The sequence below is a fragment of the Pedobacter hartonius genome (assembly GCF_900107535.1).
Taxonomy (GTDB): Bacteria; Bacteroidota; Bacteroidia; order Sphingobacteriales; family Sphingobacteriaceae; genus Pedobacter; species Pedobacter hartonius.
This window is the reverse complement of the sequence record NZ_FNRA01000006.1, coordinates 181397-197174: the sequence shown is the minus strand read 5'-3', so window position 1 is coordinate 197174 and position 15778 is coordinate 181397. Positions and strand designations below refer to the sequence as shown.

Annotated in this window: 12 protein-coding genes; 1 reads left to right on the top strand and 11 read right to left on the bottom strand. The window is 45.4% G+C overall.

Annotated features, from left to right (window positions below):
- Nucleotides 1–5 precede the first annotated feature (5 nt).
- From cobJ to BLW16_RS12790, 3 genes are all read right to left on the bottom strand, one after another.
- Nucleotides 6–1367: a precorrin-3B C(17)-methyltransferase gene (gene cobJ / locus BLW16_RS12800; protein ID WP_090557169.1), complete on the bottom strand. Its 1362-nt coding sequence runs from the start codon at nt 1365–1367 to the stop codon at nt 6–8.
- Nucleotides 1364–2059 (bottom strand): precorrin-2 C(20)-methyltransferase, encoded by a 696-nt coding sequence (cobI, locus tag BLW16_RS12795; RefSeq protein WP_090557167.1) that lies wholly within the window; start codon nt 2057–2059, stop codon nt 1364–1366. Before cobI ends, cobJ begins: the two co-directional genes overlap by 4 nt.
- A 198-nt stretch (nt 2060–2257) precedes the next feature.
- Nucleotides 2258–2479 carry a DUF5710 domain-containing protein gene (locus BLW16_RS12790; RefSeq protein WP_090557165.1) on the bottom strand — a complete coding sequence of 74 codons (222 nt, stop codon included), beginning with the start codon at nt 2477–2479 and terminating at the stop codon, nt 2258–2260.
- 333 nt (nt 2480–2812) lie between these two features.
- Between BLW16_RS12790 and BLW16_RS12785 the strand changes: the two genes are divergently transcribed.
- Entirely contained in the window at nt 2813–3415 is a 603-nt protein-coding gene (locus BLW16_RS12785; protein ID WP_090557163.1) for a hypothetical protein, read from the top strand.
- A 21-nt stretch (nt 3416–3436) separates the two neighbouring features.
- On the opposite strand, the gene BLW16_RS12780 is transcribed toward BLW16_RS12785, so the two are convergent.
- The 8 genes from BLW16_RS12780 to BLW16_RS12745 all read right to left on the bottom strand — a co-directional run bounded on the left by BLW16_RS12780 (nt 3437) and on the right by BLW16_RS12745 (nt 15428).
- On the bottom strand, nt 3437–4621 hold the full coding sequence (locus BLW16_RS12780; protein WP_090557161.1) for an alpha/beta hydrolase family protein: 1185 nt from the start codon (nt 4619–4621) through the stop codon (nt 3437–3439).
- Between the two features lie 61 nt (nt 4622–4682).
- The gene (locus tag BLW16_RS12775) at nt 4683–6704 is read right to left on the bottom strand and encodes a TlpA family protein disulfide reductase (protein ID WP_090557159.1); all 2022 of its coding nucleotides are present in this window, start codon (nt 6702–6704) and stop codon (nt 4683–4685) included.
- A gap of 22 nt (nt 6705–6726) precedes the next feature.
- Nucleotides 6727–8118 carry a RagB/SusD family nutrient uptake outer membrane protein gene (locus BLW16_RS12770; protein ID WP_139298318.1) on the bottom strand — a complete coding sequence of 464 codons (1392 nt, stop codon included), beginning with the start codon at nt 8116–8118 and terminating at the stop codon, nt 6727–6729.
- Nucleotides 8119–8122: 4 nt separating this feature from the next.
- Nucleotides 8123–11464: a SusC/RagA family TonB-linked outer membrane protein gene (locus tag BLW16_RS12765; RefSeq protein ID WP_175470569.1), complete on the bottom strand. Its 3342-nt coding sequence runs from the start codon at nt 11462–11464 to the stop codon at nt 8123–8125.
- 220 nt (nt 11465–11684) lie between these two features.
- Nucleotides 11685–12797, bottom strand: coding sequence for a FecR family protein (locus BLW16_RS12760; protein WP_090557153.1), 1113 nt, complete (start codon nt 12795–12797; stop codon nt 11685–11687).
- 90 nt (nt 12798–12887) lie between these two features.
- A complete protein-coding gene (locus tag BLW16_RS12755; protein WP_090557150.1) occupies nt 12888–13466 on the bottom strand; it encodes an RNA polymerase sigma factor in 579 nt (192 codons plus the stop codon).
- A 466-nt stretch (nt 13467–13932) separates the two neighbouring features.
- A complete protein-coding gene (locus tag BLW16_RS12750) occupies nt 13933–14793 on the bottom strand; it encodes a nucleotidyl transferase AbiEii/AbiGii toxin family protein (protein WP_090557147.1) in 861 nt (286 codons plus the stop codon).
- The gene (locus tag BLW16_RS12745; protein ID WP_090557145.1) at nt 14790–15428 is read right to left on the bottom strand and encodes a type IV toxin-antitoxin system AbiEi family antitoxin domain-containing protein; all 639 of its coding nucleotides are present in this window, start codon (nt 15426–15428) and stop codon (nt 14790–14792) included. Before BLW16_RS12745 ends, BLW16_RS12750 begins: the two co-directional genes overlap by 4 nt.
- Between the last annotated feature and the right edge of the window lie 350 nt (nt 15429–15778).

The window sequence follows — 15778 nt, the reverse complement described above, 5'->3', positions numbered from 1 at the left end:
ATTCATTAATTTAAATATTCAGCGGCTGTATCCAGTGTAAACGCCGCATTCACCAGCGCAGCGGCGAAATTGCTGCCACCGCGTTTCTCTTCTATGATGACATAGGGTACAGTAAGCATTTTCAGGCGTTCCTTTGATTCTATTACGTTTACAAAACCGACCGGAGCACCAATAATTCCGGCAGGACGGATTGTTCCCAGTCTTGCCTGGTCTGCAATTTCAATCAGTGCCGTAGGTGCGTTTCCAATTACAAACAGCGCCTCAGGAAATAACTTTGCGGCCAGTCTGATGCCCGCCTGTGAACGCGTCAGGTTTTCTTTTCCGGCAAGGATGAGTGTTTCTTCAGTATTGAGCATACACACTACCTGGTTGCCGTATTTCTCTGTAAAAGCCTTAGTAATTCCTGCCTGCACCATTGTTACATCAGTAACAATTGTTCCTCCCTTCAGCAGGTAGTTATGCATTGCCGAAACCGCATGTTCCGAAGTGCTGAGGTAATTGATATATTCCAGATCGCCGGATGTATGGATACAGCGGATGGCCGCCCAAAGGAAATCATGTGGGTATTTCTGCGTATCCAGCTGGCCGATGATTTCATCGAAACTTGCCTGCTGTATTTCGGCACCAGTTTCCGGTTTCCTGTTCAAGTATCCCCTTGGGGTAATCAGATGGTCTTTATATTTAAAAGTCTGGCCATTCCCGATCACCACCAGGCTAAACATATCTACATCTTCTGTATTCAGTGCAGCCAAAGTGGTAAGTGTAATCTTTTCTTCCGGCCTGCCCAGCTGGTAACAGATTGCTACAGGTGTTTCAGGCTCCCGGTGCATCAGAAAAATAGATTTCAGCTTATTCAGCTGCCAGTATCTCTTTGCACTTTTAGGGTTGTAAATAGAGGTCACAAAGTCGCCCCAGGCTGCCGCTTCTATTCTTTTCTGGATGGTCTTCCATGGCGTCATCAAATCGGACAGCGAAATGCAGCAAAAGTCGTGGCCTAAAACAGCGCCCAGTTTACTTCCTGCAGCAACAAAAGCAGAGATCCCGGGTATAGTTTCCAGTTCAATATCCTCGCCGGACTGCGCTACTTTCTGGTATACGATAGAAGCCATAGCGTATATCCCGGCATCACCGGAACCGATTACCACCACATTATATCCTTCGATGGCTTTTTCAATAGCTATTTCAGCCCTTTTCTCCTCCTCACTTAATTCTTTTCCTATACAGCCCGCCCCCTCCTTTATCAAATCTTCTATAAACTGGAAGTAATAGTGATAACCGATGATCACATCAGCTTCCTGTATCGCTTTTTTTGCGATGGGCAGCAGGTAATCATGGCCTCCGGGGCCAATGCCAACAACTTTGATCATTTTTTAATAATTAATAAAGAAAAATAGGGAATTTCTCTGTCCTGTAATTCTGCTATATCAGCAGTTATATATTCATCTGCTGTGCCCAAACGTTCACAGTAGTAGTATTTCCATGTTTTTGTCAGCAATTGCGGGTAGAGTGCTGTCCATCCCATTCTGATCTTCATCAGGATAACGGTATCAAAATCTTCAAATGTATGCTCTATCTCCCCGATATCAGTTGCTAAGGGAAGCACCGCCAGTTTCTCCTGCTGCAAACATAACGGCACCTGGTGTATCGCTGCACCAAGAGAAAAGGAGTTTACACCCGGAACCAGTTCCAGTGTTATATTTTCAGCCTGCAGTTTTTCCAGTAAATACGAAAAGGAAGCGTAAAAACTCAGGTCGCCCTCACATACCAGGCTTACCTTTTTACCTTCTTTACAAGCGACGAGCATTTGATCTGCCGTTTCCCTGTAAATAGTTTCAGCAGCAGTCCTGTCGGGCCCCATACTCAAAAAGAAGCCCTTTAGCCTATTCGGTTCCAGCCCATAGTGATCCAGCATCGGGCGGACATAACTTTCTTTTCTTCCATCTTTAAAAAGAGAACCGGGATAGAAAATGACATCCGCTTCTTTTAAAATATTAAGTCCTTTTAATGTGATCAGCTCCGGATCTCCGGGGCCTAATGAAATGCCATAAATTTTCTCCACCTGACGTTACTGATTATTTCCCCCGACACTGTAAAACTAATTATTTATTGTTTATAAGCAGTAAAGACCGCTTTAATAAATTTCCAGGCCAGGGAGAGAAGCAGGGCATTCCGGCTTCAGGTAAGTAGGTAAGACCATGGTAAACCCGATGCAGATCCGAGGTATCTTCGAGTTTAAGACCCAAATCCCGAAGATACCTCAGACCTGCATCGGGTTTACTCCGGAATAAGATAAACACATGGATAATGGGGCTCTCCCTGCCACGATACAGCCCGGATGAGCAGGAATCCATTTTTTGAAAGGGTTAAGGTCACTTATGTAATCAGGGATCACCCAGGTCTTGCGGTCTGCTATCCAAAGGGCCCCAAGCCCTTTGGCTTCGTCCTTATCTGAGTATGGAACTTTTAATAAGTAAGGCATAAATAAGATGGTTTTGGTACACAACAAGTTAACGAGAAAGTTTGTGCATTATCTGATAAGCCGGCAGGACACGCAGGGACTCTACAATTGGATGAAGAAGACTGAAATACCTTCTTCAGACCACGTTGAAACGGTTTCCGCACTTGAAAACTTAAAGATGTGCCACTTATTAAATTATATAAGAAAATAAAAAACTTTTTTTGCCGTTATTTTATCTACGATATGGAAACTAAAGATCCTATATTGAGTTTTAAGATGCCGCACCTAATTTGATACCAGAAAGAATTATTTACCACAAGGGCATAACGTATTAAACTAAAAACTGCAGTTACAGTGAATTTAAACGCTTACATAGAAAGTGGCATATTAGAGCTGTTTGTATTAGACCTGCTTGATGAAACAGACAGGGCGAATGTTCTAAGTTTGCTGTTGTTGTTTCCCGCCCTTCAGGAGGAAGTAGAAAGAATAGAGTCCACGCTGGAGACCTTTGCCCGATCGATAGCCATTGATCCTTCTGACGCCTTGAAAAAAAGAATCGGGGTATCCCTTGCTGATGCGGTCAAAGAGCAGAAGATGGATATTGACCATCTTGTTCTGATCGCTGAACATTCTGATTACAGGAACTGGCTTCGCCTGGTTTCAGAACATTTTCCAAAGGCATTTGAAAAGGATAATTATTTTAAGGTTTTAAGGAGTGAAAACGGCGTGACACAGGTGTTAATTGTCAGCACTTCTGATATCGAAGAAGGATCTCATGATGAATTACGGGAGAGCTTCCTCATCTTAAAGGGGGAGTGCAGATGTACTTTTGGAGAGGATAGTTTTTATCTCGGCCCGGGAGGTTATACCCAGGTTCCGCTTCATCAGCACCATAAAGTGGAGATCATATCTGCACCGGTAATGGCCATTATGCAGCGCGTTTCCATAACTGAATAGGGTATAACGCGGGTGTAGATTTCACCTGCCGAGTTGGGCTTGACCGAGCACCCAGGTGCTGATTTTTTCAAGCAATACTGGTTTTATAGTCGTTTCAATTGCTTCGTAATTTTTCGGATTTCCCGAGGTATCTGGCTGCATGAAATGATTCATGTCCGGGATCAGTATAGATTCGGACCGGCGGTGTTGCAGTTTTTTGATCAGGGCGTAGTCTTCTGCAGGTGGTACCTGCCGGTCTTTATTGCCGTAAACAACCAGTACCGGGCAATTTACTTTTTGAATGTCCTGTGCCGGATCATAGCTTAGAACAAATTGCCACCAGGGGGACAAGAAACTCTGATAGGACCGGAACATCCTGTCATAGGTGTTTTTATCAGGAATGATCCTTTTGACTATTCCCGGGCTTTCCCTTTTGTAAAATGTATCGAGCGCATTTTTTACCACTACATTCATTTCGGAAAGGTCATGTGCCTGCGCAGGTATTTTGCTCATGATCTCCTGGTGAAGACGCATCATGGCAAACAAAACCGTGTCAGGTTTATAGATTGCCGTATAAGCCTGCCTGGTTTGGTAGTAGTTGATCTGGTGCAAACCGATCACTGGTGCACCGATCATTACCAGAAAACTGATCTTTTCGGGTGCCATGGCGGCGACCATCGGGGCAACAATACCGCCCTCGCTGTGGCCGATCAGCCCGATCCGGCCAGGGTCGATATCCTTCCGGGTATTTAACCATTCTACGGCACAAAGCACATCTTTGGCAAAGTCCACAGTAGTGCTGCGGTTAAAAATCCCGGTGGTTTTTCCCGTCGAACGGTCATCTACCCTCAGCACCGCTATACCATGGTTACTCAGGTAATCGGCGAGCACCCAAAAAAACTTGTGCCCGGATACGGTATAATCACGGTCCTGGCTGCCGGTACCCGAAATCAATACAACCGTCGGAAAACGTTTGATCCCGATCGGCCTGGTCAATGTAGCGCCGTAAGTAAGTCCCGTTTTCTTCCCGGTAAATGTGCAGTCTTCAATGGTGTAGTGATAGGGTGGATGCGGCATTTGCGGCCGTTGATGCTTCGTCCGGGTTTTGGTTAACATCCAGCGAACCCTGGCGGTGTCCTGGGGCGGATATCCATCCATGGTGATGAGTTGTTGCGAAGCAGCGCGCAGTGTTGCACAGCAGCAGATCATAAGAAAAAGCTTATACATAAAAATAGCGTTAAGAATGAAGAAACCCTTCCGATATTTCGCAACCGGAAGGAAATAAATTTTATTCGGATTTTTTCTGACTGATCAGTGAGATCGCATAATCTACTTCCCGGGTCAGTCCTACGGTATCACCGTCAAAGCCGCCGGCAACCCAGCGCACAAAACCATCCTGGTCAATGATCACTTTCTGCGGGATGCCGCTTAAATGGAGCAGTTTAGCGTAGGCATCAAATACAGTGTCTTTCCGCCTGGTTGCGTTGTTTTCAGTATCATATAACACTTCAAAATCGTATTTCTTCCTGATGATGAAGTCGGTCACATTTTTTTTATACAGTGGTGATTCTTCTAGCGTAGAGATAAAATAGAACTGCACTGCGCTGTTGCTCCTGTATTTTCTGACCAGCGATTGCATACCGGGCATCGCCTGCTTGCAGGGGTAACACCAGCTGGCCCAGAAGTCGATCACGACCACCTTTCCTTTCTGCGCACTGAGTTTGACAGCCTGCCCCTTCAGATCTTGTATCTCAAAATCCGGGGCCGGCACACGGATAAGTTCCTTTTTTACCCGTGCATGCATTTCATCCGTTTTTTTCTGCGGTATCATCGCCGTATAATAGGGTGCGAATCCTGCATCCCCATGATGTTCACTGGTATAAAAATCCTCCAGCATGACAACCATTTCGGGGCTTTCTTTACCTGCCTTTACCGCATTGACGATGAATTGTTTAGCCTCGGCATTTTTATGAAAATGCACCAGCAGCTTTGCATAGACCTTGTTGAAATCGATGCTTTCATACTGAATATAGGGTTTGATCATTGCCGCCGTTTTCATTGCGCCCGGAAAGTCTTCGTTTGCATATTGTAAACCCGCATGGAAAGCCAGCATCCTTTTGTTTTTATCTAAAAACAGGCGGTGCCATTCTGAAGGAGCGTAGTAAGCGCGGCCGGTTAAACCTTCATCCTGAAGGGTTTCACGACGAAATATTTCTTTCACTATAAAATCTGAAAAATCCAATTGCTGTTGCCTGGTGATGGCCGGCGTTGTTGAATGGAAGGGATAATCAACAACATGATCGTAGACCCATTGCATCAGCTGATCGGGACAATTACGGATCAGTGCTTTCATGGCATCATATTGCTTACCCATAAAACCCTTATTGATCGCGCTGCTATAGACCCTAAAAAAAAGACCGGGGTCTCCTGTGGACTGGTCCAGATAATCCGTCAGCGGGTACTGCTCCAGGGGGTATTGGCTAAAGAAGGTGTTCAAAGCCAACCTGTTTTGCTGGTCTACAGGGTGCCTCAACAGGGTATCAAGGTACTGCAGGCGTCGTTCCAGACCCTGGGGATATCTTGCGACGATGAGCTTTTTGATGGAATCAGCCGATGACCGGCGGTGCAGTACATAGTCATAGGTATTGGCAACCATGATCATCTCCTTTTCGGTTACCTCGTTTAAATGCAGTATTTCCTCAGCTTTCTTAACCAGAATGGAATCAGCTTTGGAACTGTTCGGGTATTGCATCTTGATGCTGCGTGCCACATCATAGAACAAGTGGCGTTGTACATCCATGTTTTCCAACTCTTTGGCAGTCCACAGGCCAACCAGCACCTTGGGCTCAATTTCAGCTTTTGGAGAGACGATGGGCATCATTTGTCCGCGGCTGTCTTTGACGCGCATTAAGCCCCACTCGGTGTAAGCACCCGGAGCTAACTGCGCAGCAGTAGCATGCACCATAATGGCATAAGGAATTCTGCCGCCAACATCAACAGTATCGCCTACCCAAAAACGGTAGCACATCAGGGCCGTACCTGCGGGTACTACGGATTTACCTACATAACCGCTGTCTGTTTTGGTAAGCGGGAGGTCATGTCCCTCCCATCGGTAATTCCGGAAGAAATAGACCACCCCGGTAACGGGTGCTTTCGGTACGTCCGGCCGGTAGGTTACGCGAAACGTTTCGCCATATGTGACATATTGGGGCTGGTACTTGAATTTATCTTGTGCCCCGCTGTTTTTACTGCAAAGACTGAGTGCAGCAAAGAGGATAACTAGCCGGCAAAGCATGATCATTTTTTTCATTGTTCTTTGTGATTAAAATAAATTAATATCCTGGGTTTTGTACTAAAAAAGGATTGTTTTGCAGTTGCGTGTAAGGTATCGGGAACAAGGCTGCTGCCGGTTTCCAACCTGTTTTTGCAGCACCAAGCACACCATCGATCGTATTGGTTCTTTTGAGGTCTAACCAGCGGTGCCCCCATTCACAGAAAAACTCCGCCTGCCTTTCGTGCATGATCAGGCGCAAGGCATCCGCCTGGTTGGCGGCTGATGCATCAGCCAATCCTGCGCGCCTGCGGATAACGTTGAGATCGGCAAGAGCACCGATCAGGTCATTTTGTTGCGCCCGTGCTTCTGCCCTGATCAGAAATTGTTCAGCCAGTCGCAGCATCGAATAACCTTCTTTAGGCGTTGCGGCACCATCGATATACAGCTTATACTTGAATGGATGGGTATAGTTGTTACCCGCGACCGTTACCGTTTTAAGCCATTGCTGCGCGCGCTGGTCAGCAACTTCAAAAATGGTCTTTAGATTGTTGGTCACGGTGAATGCCGGAACGAGCGCAGGATTTTTTGGTAGGATAAGTTGCCCTTCCGAAGTTTCGTCACCCGGGTTGGGGGGCGACATTTGCCAGATCTGCTCCTGGTTACCTGCCAGAAAAACATTGTTCAGCACCGGCTCCAATCTATAACCTGCATTGATCACACTAGTCGCGGCCGCATCCGCCTGGGACCACTTCTTCTCATAAAGCGCCACGCGTGCACTGAAAGCTGCAACAGCAAAGCGATTGACATGCAGTTTATTGATGGGCACCGGATCATTTTGCAGCAGCTGCGTGGCAGCTGCCAGGTCAGAATCGATTTGCTTATAGACTTCGTCAACACTAGCGCGCGGCAGGGAACCGTTTACCTTGTAATCAACGCTGGTAACGAGGGGCACCGGGCCGAAAAGATTGACCAGGTAAAAATGCAGATAGGCACGAATGAACATGGCCTCACCGGTGATCCTGTTCTTCAGCGTTGTACTGATAGTGCTGCTCCTGGCTGCACCTTCTATGCAGGCATTGGCCTGGTAGATATAGGCATAAGCAGTGCTCCAGCAGGTCAGGTTATAGTTGTTGGTAATTGTGATCACGTTCGTCTGAAAATCTTTGAACACGACGGTATTATCGGTATTGTTCAGCTCGTCTGCTGCGAGCGCTGTGCAGACGGTCGTCAGGCTATTGGCAATATTAAGAGAGCCGGCGCGGTTCATCATATTGATATAGATGCCGGTGATCGCTGCTGTTGCATTGGCACTGTCGGCAAAAACCTGGCTCGTCACGATAGAATTCGCCGGTGGCGGTATCTCAATGAACTTACGGCAGGAAGAAACTGCCCACCCGGCGACGATCAGGAACATGGCTAAAAAGCGATATGTAGTTTTATTTATCTTCATGGTTTTAAAAATTAAAATCAGCACCTAAAGCAAAGGTTCTCAGCGGTGGCACGCCGTAATAATTCTGCGTTTCGGGATCATTGCCCTTATACCTGGTGATCAGCAACAAGTTTTGCCCGCTTACATAAACATTGCAGGATGAAGCGCCGATTTTTTTGATCAGTTCCGGCTTCAGCGCGTAAGATAAGGTGGCTGTTTTCAGCCTGACATAAGAGGCGTCGCCAAGTACAGCGTCTGAACTCCTGTAATAAACGTAAGCTGACGAAGCAGCAGAACCAAAAGACTGGGAGGTCAATCGCTGGTATTGGGCATTGTCCCCTGGTTTTTGCCAAACATTCCCTATGACATCTGCCGGCAGGTTAGCCTGGTAACCCGGAGAATTGCTGATCGAAGACATATATATATTTCCGCGTTGCTTGCGGTATTCAAAGAAAACATCGAGCGAAAAAGCTTTGTAAGAAAAGGTATTTCGCCATCCTCCGTAAAACTTCGGGTCGGTATTGCCGATAACAAATTTATTATCATTGTTAAGAGCTGATGGTGCGGAGGTCGTAGTACCGGCCATGCTGAGGAATTGGTAGATGCCGGTTTCCGGATTCACGCCCGCGTATTTATATCCACGCAGTACAGATAAGGGCTGCCCGATCACAAAATAATTGGCATAGGATGAACTGGCCAGGTTTGGAAAGTCCAGCAGTTTATTTTTCGGTATGGTCAGGTTAAATGTAGAGCGCCATTTTACACCGGTTGATTTGAGCACGGTGGCATTGATCATGAATTCAAAACCGGTATTTTCGACCAGTGCCGGGAAGTTCGCCGTAACGTTCATAAAGCCCGTTTGTGCAGGTAGCTGATACTGCACCAGCTGGTTACTGCTCCTGTTCCTGAACCAGTCCGCATTGATCAGGATCCTGTCTTTGAAAAGCCCCAGGTCAACGCCCAGCTCCAGCTTTTTTGTAATGCTCCATCCGAAATCAGGGTTTTCCAGGTTTCTTGGCAGATAACCGACGCTGCCATTGTAGGAGTAGGTGGAACCCAGTGTAGACCAATTGGAAGTATACAGGTAATTTCCGACGTTATCGTTACCCGTACTGCCGTAGCTGGCCCGCAGTTTTCCAAAGCTTAAAGCCCGAAATCTATCCTTGATAAAATTTTCTTGTGTAAAGATCCAGCCGGCGCCGAGCGAAGCAAATTTGCCAAACTGCCGGCCCGGCGAGAAGCGGCTGGACCCGTCTATTCTTCCGGTAGCGTTGAGAAGATACTTCTCGTCATAAATATAATTGATCCTGCCGAAACCTGCAGTGTATTTATAGTTGACGTCGCCATCCGAAGAACTGACATTGCCGGCAGCAGCGATAGTTCCCAGCAGCAGGTCGTTCGTGTAATTGGTACCCGTTACCGTTACATAGTTGTTGTTTGTTTTTTGAAGCGTCGCGCCTGCCAATACGTTGATACGATGACGGCCTAACTGCTTATCATAATTCAACTGCGGTTCAATATTCCAGGTGTAAAATGTATTCGAGCTTTTATTGGATATCCCTTTAGGGGCATCAGCCGGGTTCTGGGCAACGATAGGATACAAGCTCAGTTCATTAGTGGTCAGGGTATTGTACCCGATATTGGTATTGAACTTGAGTCCCGGTAACAGCCGGTAACTAATCAGCATACTGGAAAGGAAGCTTTTTGACGAAACACGGTCCGTTTGTTTCAGATACGCATACGGGTTGATCCCGGAATTGATAAGCGATGAAAAATTAAGCCCCTGGTAGGTCCAGCTGAGTGATCCGTCCGGATTTCGCAGCGCGGGGAAATTTGGCGGCAACGTAAATGCATTCAAAATACTGGGAGATCCGGGTACGTTGTTCTGGTCAAATGCATAACCTGTTGAAAAATCGATATTCAGCCTTCGATTGGCAGAGTTATGATGGAGCCTTGCTGACCCGTTTAATGTATTTTGCGCAAAGTCGCCCGGCATTAGATAACGCTGGCGACCATAATTGATGCCCAGACTGAAGGTATTGAGCGCATCTCCCCCACTCAGCATCAGGTTGAACCGTTGCGATTGTGCATGTTCTCCAAAAAATGTCTTTAAATAGTCTTCATTGCGGTTACCATCAAACAACAACAGATCAGGTGCAAAACCCGGGCTGCCCGGGATAGTATTTGGGGTGATATTATCGTTCTTGAATGCTTCCCGGCGCATGGCGAGATATTCACTTGTATTTAATAAGGGCAGCGTCCGGGTCAAGGTATTATAGGCAGTATAATACCTTCCCGTCAGGGTTGTTTTTCCCGGTTTGCCCTGTTTGGTCGTGATCAAAATAACACCGTTCGCGCCTCTTGCGCCGTAGATCGACGTTGCATCTGCATCTTTCAGAACCTCTATACTTTCAATACTGGCCGGGTCAATCAGCGAGAAGGGGCTCATGCCGGCATTAGGATCGCCGTAAATAGAACTGTTCGCATTTTGCTGCTTGTTGATCAGCGCGTTCTGTGGTGCAAACGGAATCCCATCGATAATGAATAAAGGGTTATCAAGCTGGAGCCTGCTGGTAGCTGTCGAGCCTATTGTATTTTGTCCTCTTACCTGGATCTTTACTGATGAGCCGGGCAAACCATTTGTTGATGTGACCAATAAGCCTGGCACCCGGCCTTCAAGTGCCTGCAGGGGGTTCGCCACCGGCTGCGAAGAAATTTCCTCGGCCGAAACTTTGTTTACCGCTCCAACCGCAAAACGCTGTGTGGATTTACCATAAGCGATGACCTGTACCTCGTCAAGTTTGGAGGTTGCAGGCGCAAGGCGGATGTTGCCCATTACCGGGGCAACAGCAACTTCTTTTTTATCAAATCCGATCATACTGATGATGATCACATCTGTTCTGTCAACGTCCTTTAGGCTGAAAATACCATACCCATCGGTGGTAGTAGCGTGCCTCCCGTCGCGTAACCGGACAACAGCACCCTCCAGGGGGATGCCCTGGCTGTCGAGAACGCGCCCGGTAATATCAATACCTGTCAGGATCCTCTTTAACCGGTCCAGCAGCGTCGGTGTTTTTAACCTGATATAAACGGCTTTATCGGTGAGCTGGTATTCCAGTGGCTGGTTTTCAAAAATCTGTTCTAATACAGTTTTCAGCTCAGCATTGGTCACATTGATCGTAACCGGGTGTGCTTTTTCAAGAATGCTTTTTGTGACCATAAAATCATAACCGCTCTGTTGCCTGATGGCATCAAACAGCTCGGTCAGCGACGCATTTTTTTCGGACAATGTGATCTTCTGTCCAAAGGTTTTAGCGCTGACATGGAGCATAGCCACCAATATGATCAGCACAGTGAGTTTCATCATCAATAGTAATTTTTGGGCGCGGCAGTAACGCCGCACAAACATTTTTGGGTAAAGTTTGTACATTTGTAATTAGGGATTAATCGGTGTGCCCTGATCATTGCAAGTGGCAGGCACATCGCGGTTTTATAATCGCATTAATATGATAAGATGCCCTTTCAACGCCAGCGGACTGATGGCCATCAGTCCCTGGTTTTTTTGAAAGTGGCCGGTTGCAGTAACGCTACGGCATAACGATCACCCTCCTTCCCGATATTTTGAAATGAACAGCCTGGGAATATTCCAGCATACGGAGTACCTGGCTTATATTTTTATTGCGGGAAATATCCCCGCTGAATTCTTCTTCTTTAAACGCTCCTTCGAAAACTACCTCGATATTATACCAGCGGGAAAGCTGGCGCATGATTTCCCGGATGTTTTCTTTTTCAAAATGAAAATAGTTATCTTTCCATGATACCACTTTGTCCGCGTTGACATTGACAACGCTCACCTGGTCCTGACCCTTTTGCAGAATGCCCTGTTGGCCCGGCTTAAGCAGCGTTTCCGTTCCTCCGCTCTGCAAGGCGATACACCCCTGAAGAAGCGTCGTCCTGCTATCAGGTTCATCGGCATGTGCATTGATATTAAAGCGTGTGCCTAAGACCTTCACCACCTGATCATTGAATTTTACAAGAAAGGGCCTTTTGGGATCGTGGGATACTTCAAAATAAACCTGCCCGCTCACCTCAACCTGCCGCTGTTCCCCGATAAAGGATACCGGATATTCAATGGACGAACCTGCATCAAGGACAGCTAACGTTCCATCAGACAATCTGAGCTCATATTTTCCCCCAACCGGTGTGCTCATCCTGTTATAAGCAATTTGAGCAGTTGGCCGGGATGACTCGTATATGATCTCACCGGTATTGGTTTTGCGGATAGTGGCATTGGCGTCACTGGTTACCAAACCCTTGTTCCGGTCATCGAGATTTATTTTCCGTCCGTCAGAAAGGGTCAGTATTGCTTTGTGTGAACCCGGGGGAATATCATTGGCATAAACGGAAGTTGTTGCCGGATCTGAATGATGGCGGGCTACATATATAAATATGGTCGAAACGATCAGCAAGACTGCTGCCGCAGCCAACCAGGACAGCGAAAGCTTTCGTTTGGGTGTCCGGATGACAGCATTGATCTGCTTCCAGGCTTCCTCAATATCCTCTGATTGTTCAGCTTCAGTCGTTTGGAAGTGCTTCTGATTGTACTGTATGTAAAAGCTTTCGAAAAAGGCGATATCCTCCGTTGTGCCTTCCCCGCTGATAAATCTTTTGTGTTTTTCCGCTATATCTTTCTGATCCATGTTAAGTTCAGGTAATTTAAACCTTAATTACATGTAAAGCAATCAAAATGAGTGGTACAGGTAGATGGAATGAATCTTTTTTCTTAAAAGCTATTTAAGATACAACAACAAATACAGATAAGCGAAGAAGCCTAGCCTCGTTCTTAAAATTTTCAATGCATTTGTAACCTGTTTACTTACAGTTTGCTCGCTAATGCCCAGTTTGCCGGCAATTTCCCGGTGACTGAGATGCTTTTTCCGGCTTAATTCAAATACTTCCCTCATTTTAGTTGGCAATGCGGCAATCTCTGCTTCTATATGTGATTGAAGTTGTTGTTCCCTGATTCTATAATCAGACTCAACGGAACCATGATCTGCGAACTGATACAGTGCGTCGAAATACTGCTTACGGTATCTCTCTTTTGTTAGACGGTTTAAGATCATATGGCGGACTACCGTATACAGATAACCGCCAAGGTTTTCGTCAGATAGCGTCAAGCGCTTGTTCCAGAGGTAAACAAAGGCTTCCTGCAGTATATCACGGGCCTCTTCACGGTTGCGTAATTTATTTAGCGCATGACTGAGCAACAGAAATTTATAACGCTCATAAATTTCTTCAAAAGCACCCCGATTATCTTGCTTAATAAGGGAAACCAATTCCCGATCCGTATATTGATGAAAGGCCGACATGTAGTATTCAAGCCCAATCTACAAAAAGATTTGACGCAATTCTCATCTTTTTGTAATCAACTTCCAATATATAGTGGCTTATTAAATATTGACGATAGAATTGAATATGATTTGAGATGCTGTCGGAATGGACTGATATTCGACCGGCCTATTCAATTCCGGAAGCAGCAGAGCAGAAAGTTAATCTTATATGATGAGTGAGTGGAAATGGACATACATATAAACCCCCCATTTCCGAATAGAAAATGGGGGTTCAATCTGCTCCCTCTGCTGGGCTCGAACCAGCGACCCTCTGATTAACAGACAGAGGTTGCCCATTTATAATTATTTCTTAATCAATCGATTACAAGCTATCAAAGAAATCCCGTTAAATATTTGTAACGGCTTTTAATTATTAACGAATTTAGGACATTCTTTTGAATACATAGCTTCTGGTTTTAATTTTTCCAAAGCCAAGGTCTAAAACTTAATTTGATGTATTGATTTTTAGTTTTGCACTCAGGTCGTGGAAATAACTTGGAGACCATATTTCAAGTACCTTTGGATTCTTTATAAATCTGGAAATGTCAGCTTTAACAAAATCCATTTTAACATTTTCGATCTTTTCGCTCAATAATTTCCTGAACTCTTCTTCGTTGATGGTCTCTTCTTTCCAGTCACCGCTATCTATCGCCCTTAGCAAGAAATGATCGAGATTGAGAGGATATCCTTTTTTGATGTACCATTCCATATCATACCAGTCCCGCCCCTTTACATTCGTGCCCCACTTGCGAAAAAGCAATGCATGCATCTTTCCGGCAAAAAGGTCGGGAAGCGACAGGCACTTCACGTAAAACGAAAAAGGCTTGAGCAATAACTTTTCCTCAGTAGAAAACCCCAATGGCGGCTCTTTATCCACTTCTATCTTGATCTTGATACTAGCTACTTCCTTAAGTCCGTTCTGTGGGATGACACCTTCCAACACAAGTTCCTTCCAAATAGTTTCCGATTTTAGAAAGGCTGAGTTGATGTTGCTCTTCACTGCCTTCTGTTTTTCCGAAATCGATACCTGCATCCCTAGGGCGGCGAATTCGTTTATGATGGCCTCCTGGTATTTCTCAAGTGAAAAATCCGGGTCAACGGCAAGCAGCGAAAAATCCAGATCCTCTGAAAATCGGTCTAGCCCGTAGAATATCCTGAGCGCAGTTCCCCCATAGAATGCCGCCTTTTCAAAAAAACCGGCACGGTTAAGTCCAGCCAGGGTAATCTCCTGCATGATTTCCCTCAATGCATCTTTAGCTTCCTCCCTGTTTGCGGGATGATAATCTTCGAGCCACTCCTTTATCATATTTTTTCGATCATTTTGATTAACATTTCCAGGCTTTCCCTTTTAGGTGCATTTTCCAGCCAGCTTAACATAGCATTTAGATCAAACTCAGCTAGATCTTCTTCCTCCATTCTCAGGTTTCCAAAAACATAGTCCCTTGCAGAAGATTGGCTTCTTAAGGTTATGCCCGCTGTTGTAGCTATTTTATCGCATAGTGCCTTTTCAGGGATTGCCATTATGGCTTGCTGGTCTTTAGACAGGCTCACGGTAGCAAGACCGAATGCGTAATAAGGCAATGGCAGGTTGGTATAGGTATATAGACCAATGTTGGTCTGAAATTTCCTAGAGGCTTTTGTAGTCATTGAAGTGACCGCAAAAACCTTCTCTGGAATTAGCCCGTAATGGGCGAGTGCACTCTCCATTGAAAGATAGCTTGGTCCGAGTATATGGTTGGCAAGCAGTGCACTTTCAGGTCGTTCAGCGCCAAGAGACCTACCCGCTATATAAAGTCCTTTTTTGATCGGTTCGATCAGGCCATCCGCTTTTAAAGATAATATTTTATCGTTTGGCCGTTTATATTCTTTCAAAAGGCCGGCCAGAAGCTGGTGGGTCAGCGGTTGGTTAGATAGTTCTCTTAGTGCTGTTCGAATATCCATTGTAAATCATTGTAAAATATCAATAAGATAAACGGTTTAATTTCGTTTATCTTATATCAAAAATACATAAATCATTTAAATATGCAAAATTTCAACAAGATAAACGGATAATACTCGTTTATCTTATGTTATTTCAACAGGAGCATTGAATTAAAAGATAGAAGCTATTCTATGTTCTTTCGAATACAATTGAAACTCCAAAGTATTAAGAGAGATCATAACGCAGTTGCGATTTCTCCTTATCCAAACTGACGTATTTATAACATCTCACCATTAGTTAATTCTAATATATGCGGGATAAAACTAGTTTTTATTGATGTGCTAAAATTAGTCTTTGTTGTAGTGCTGCA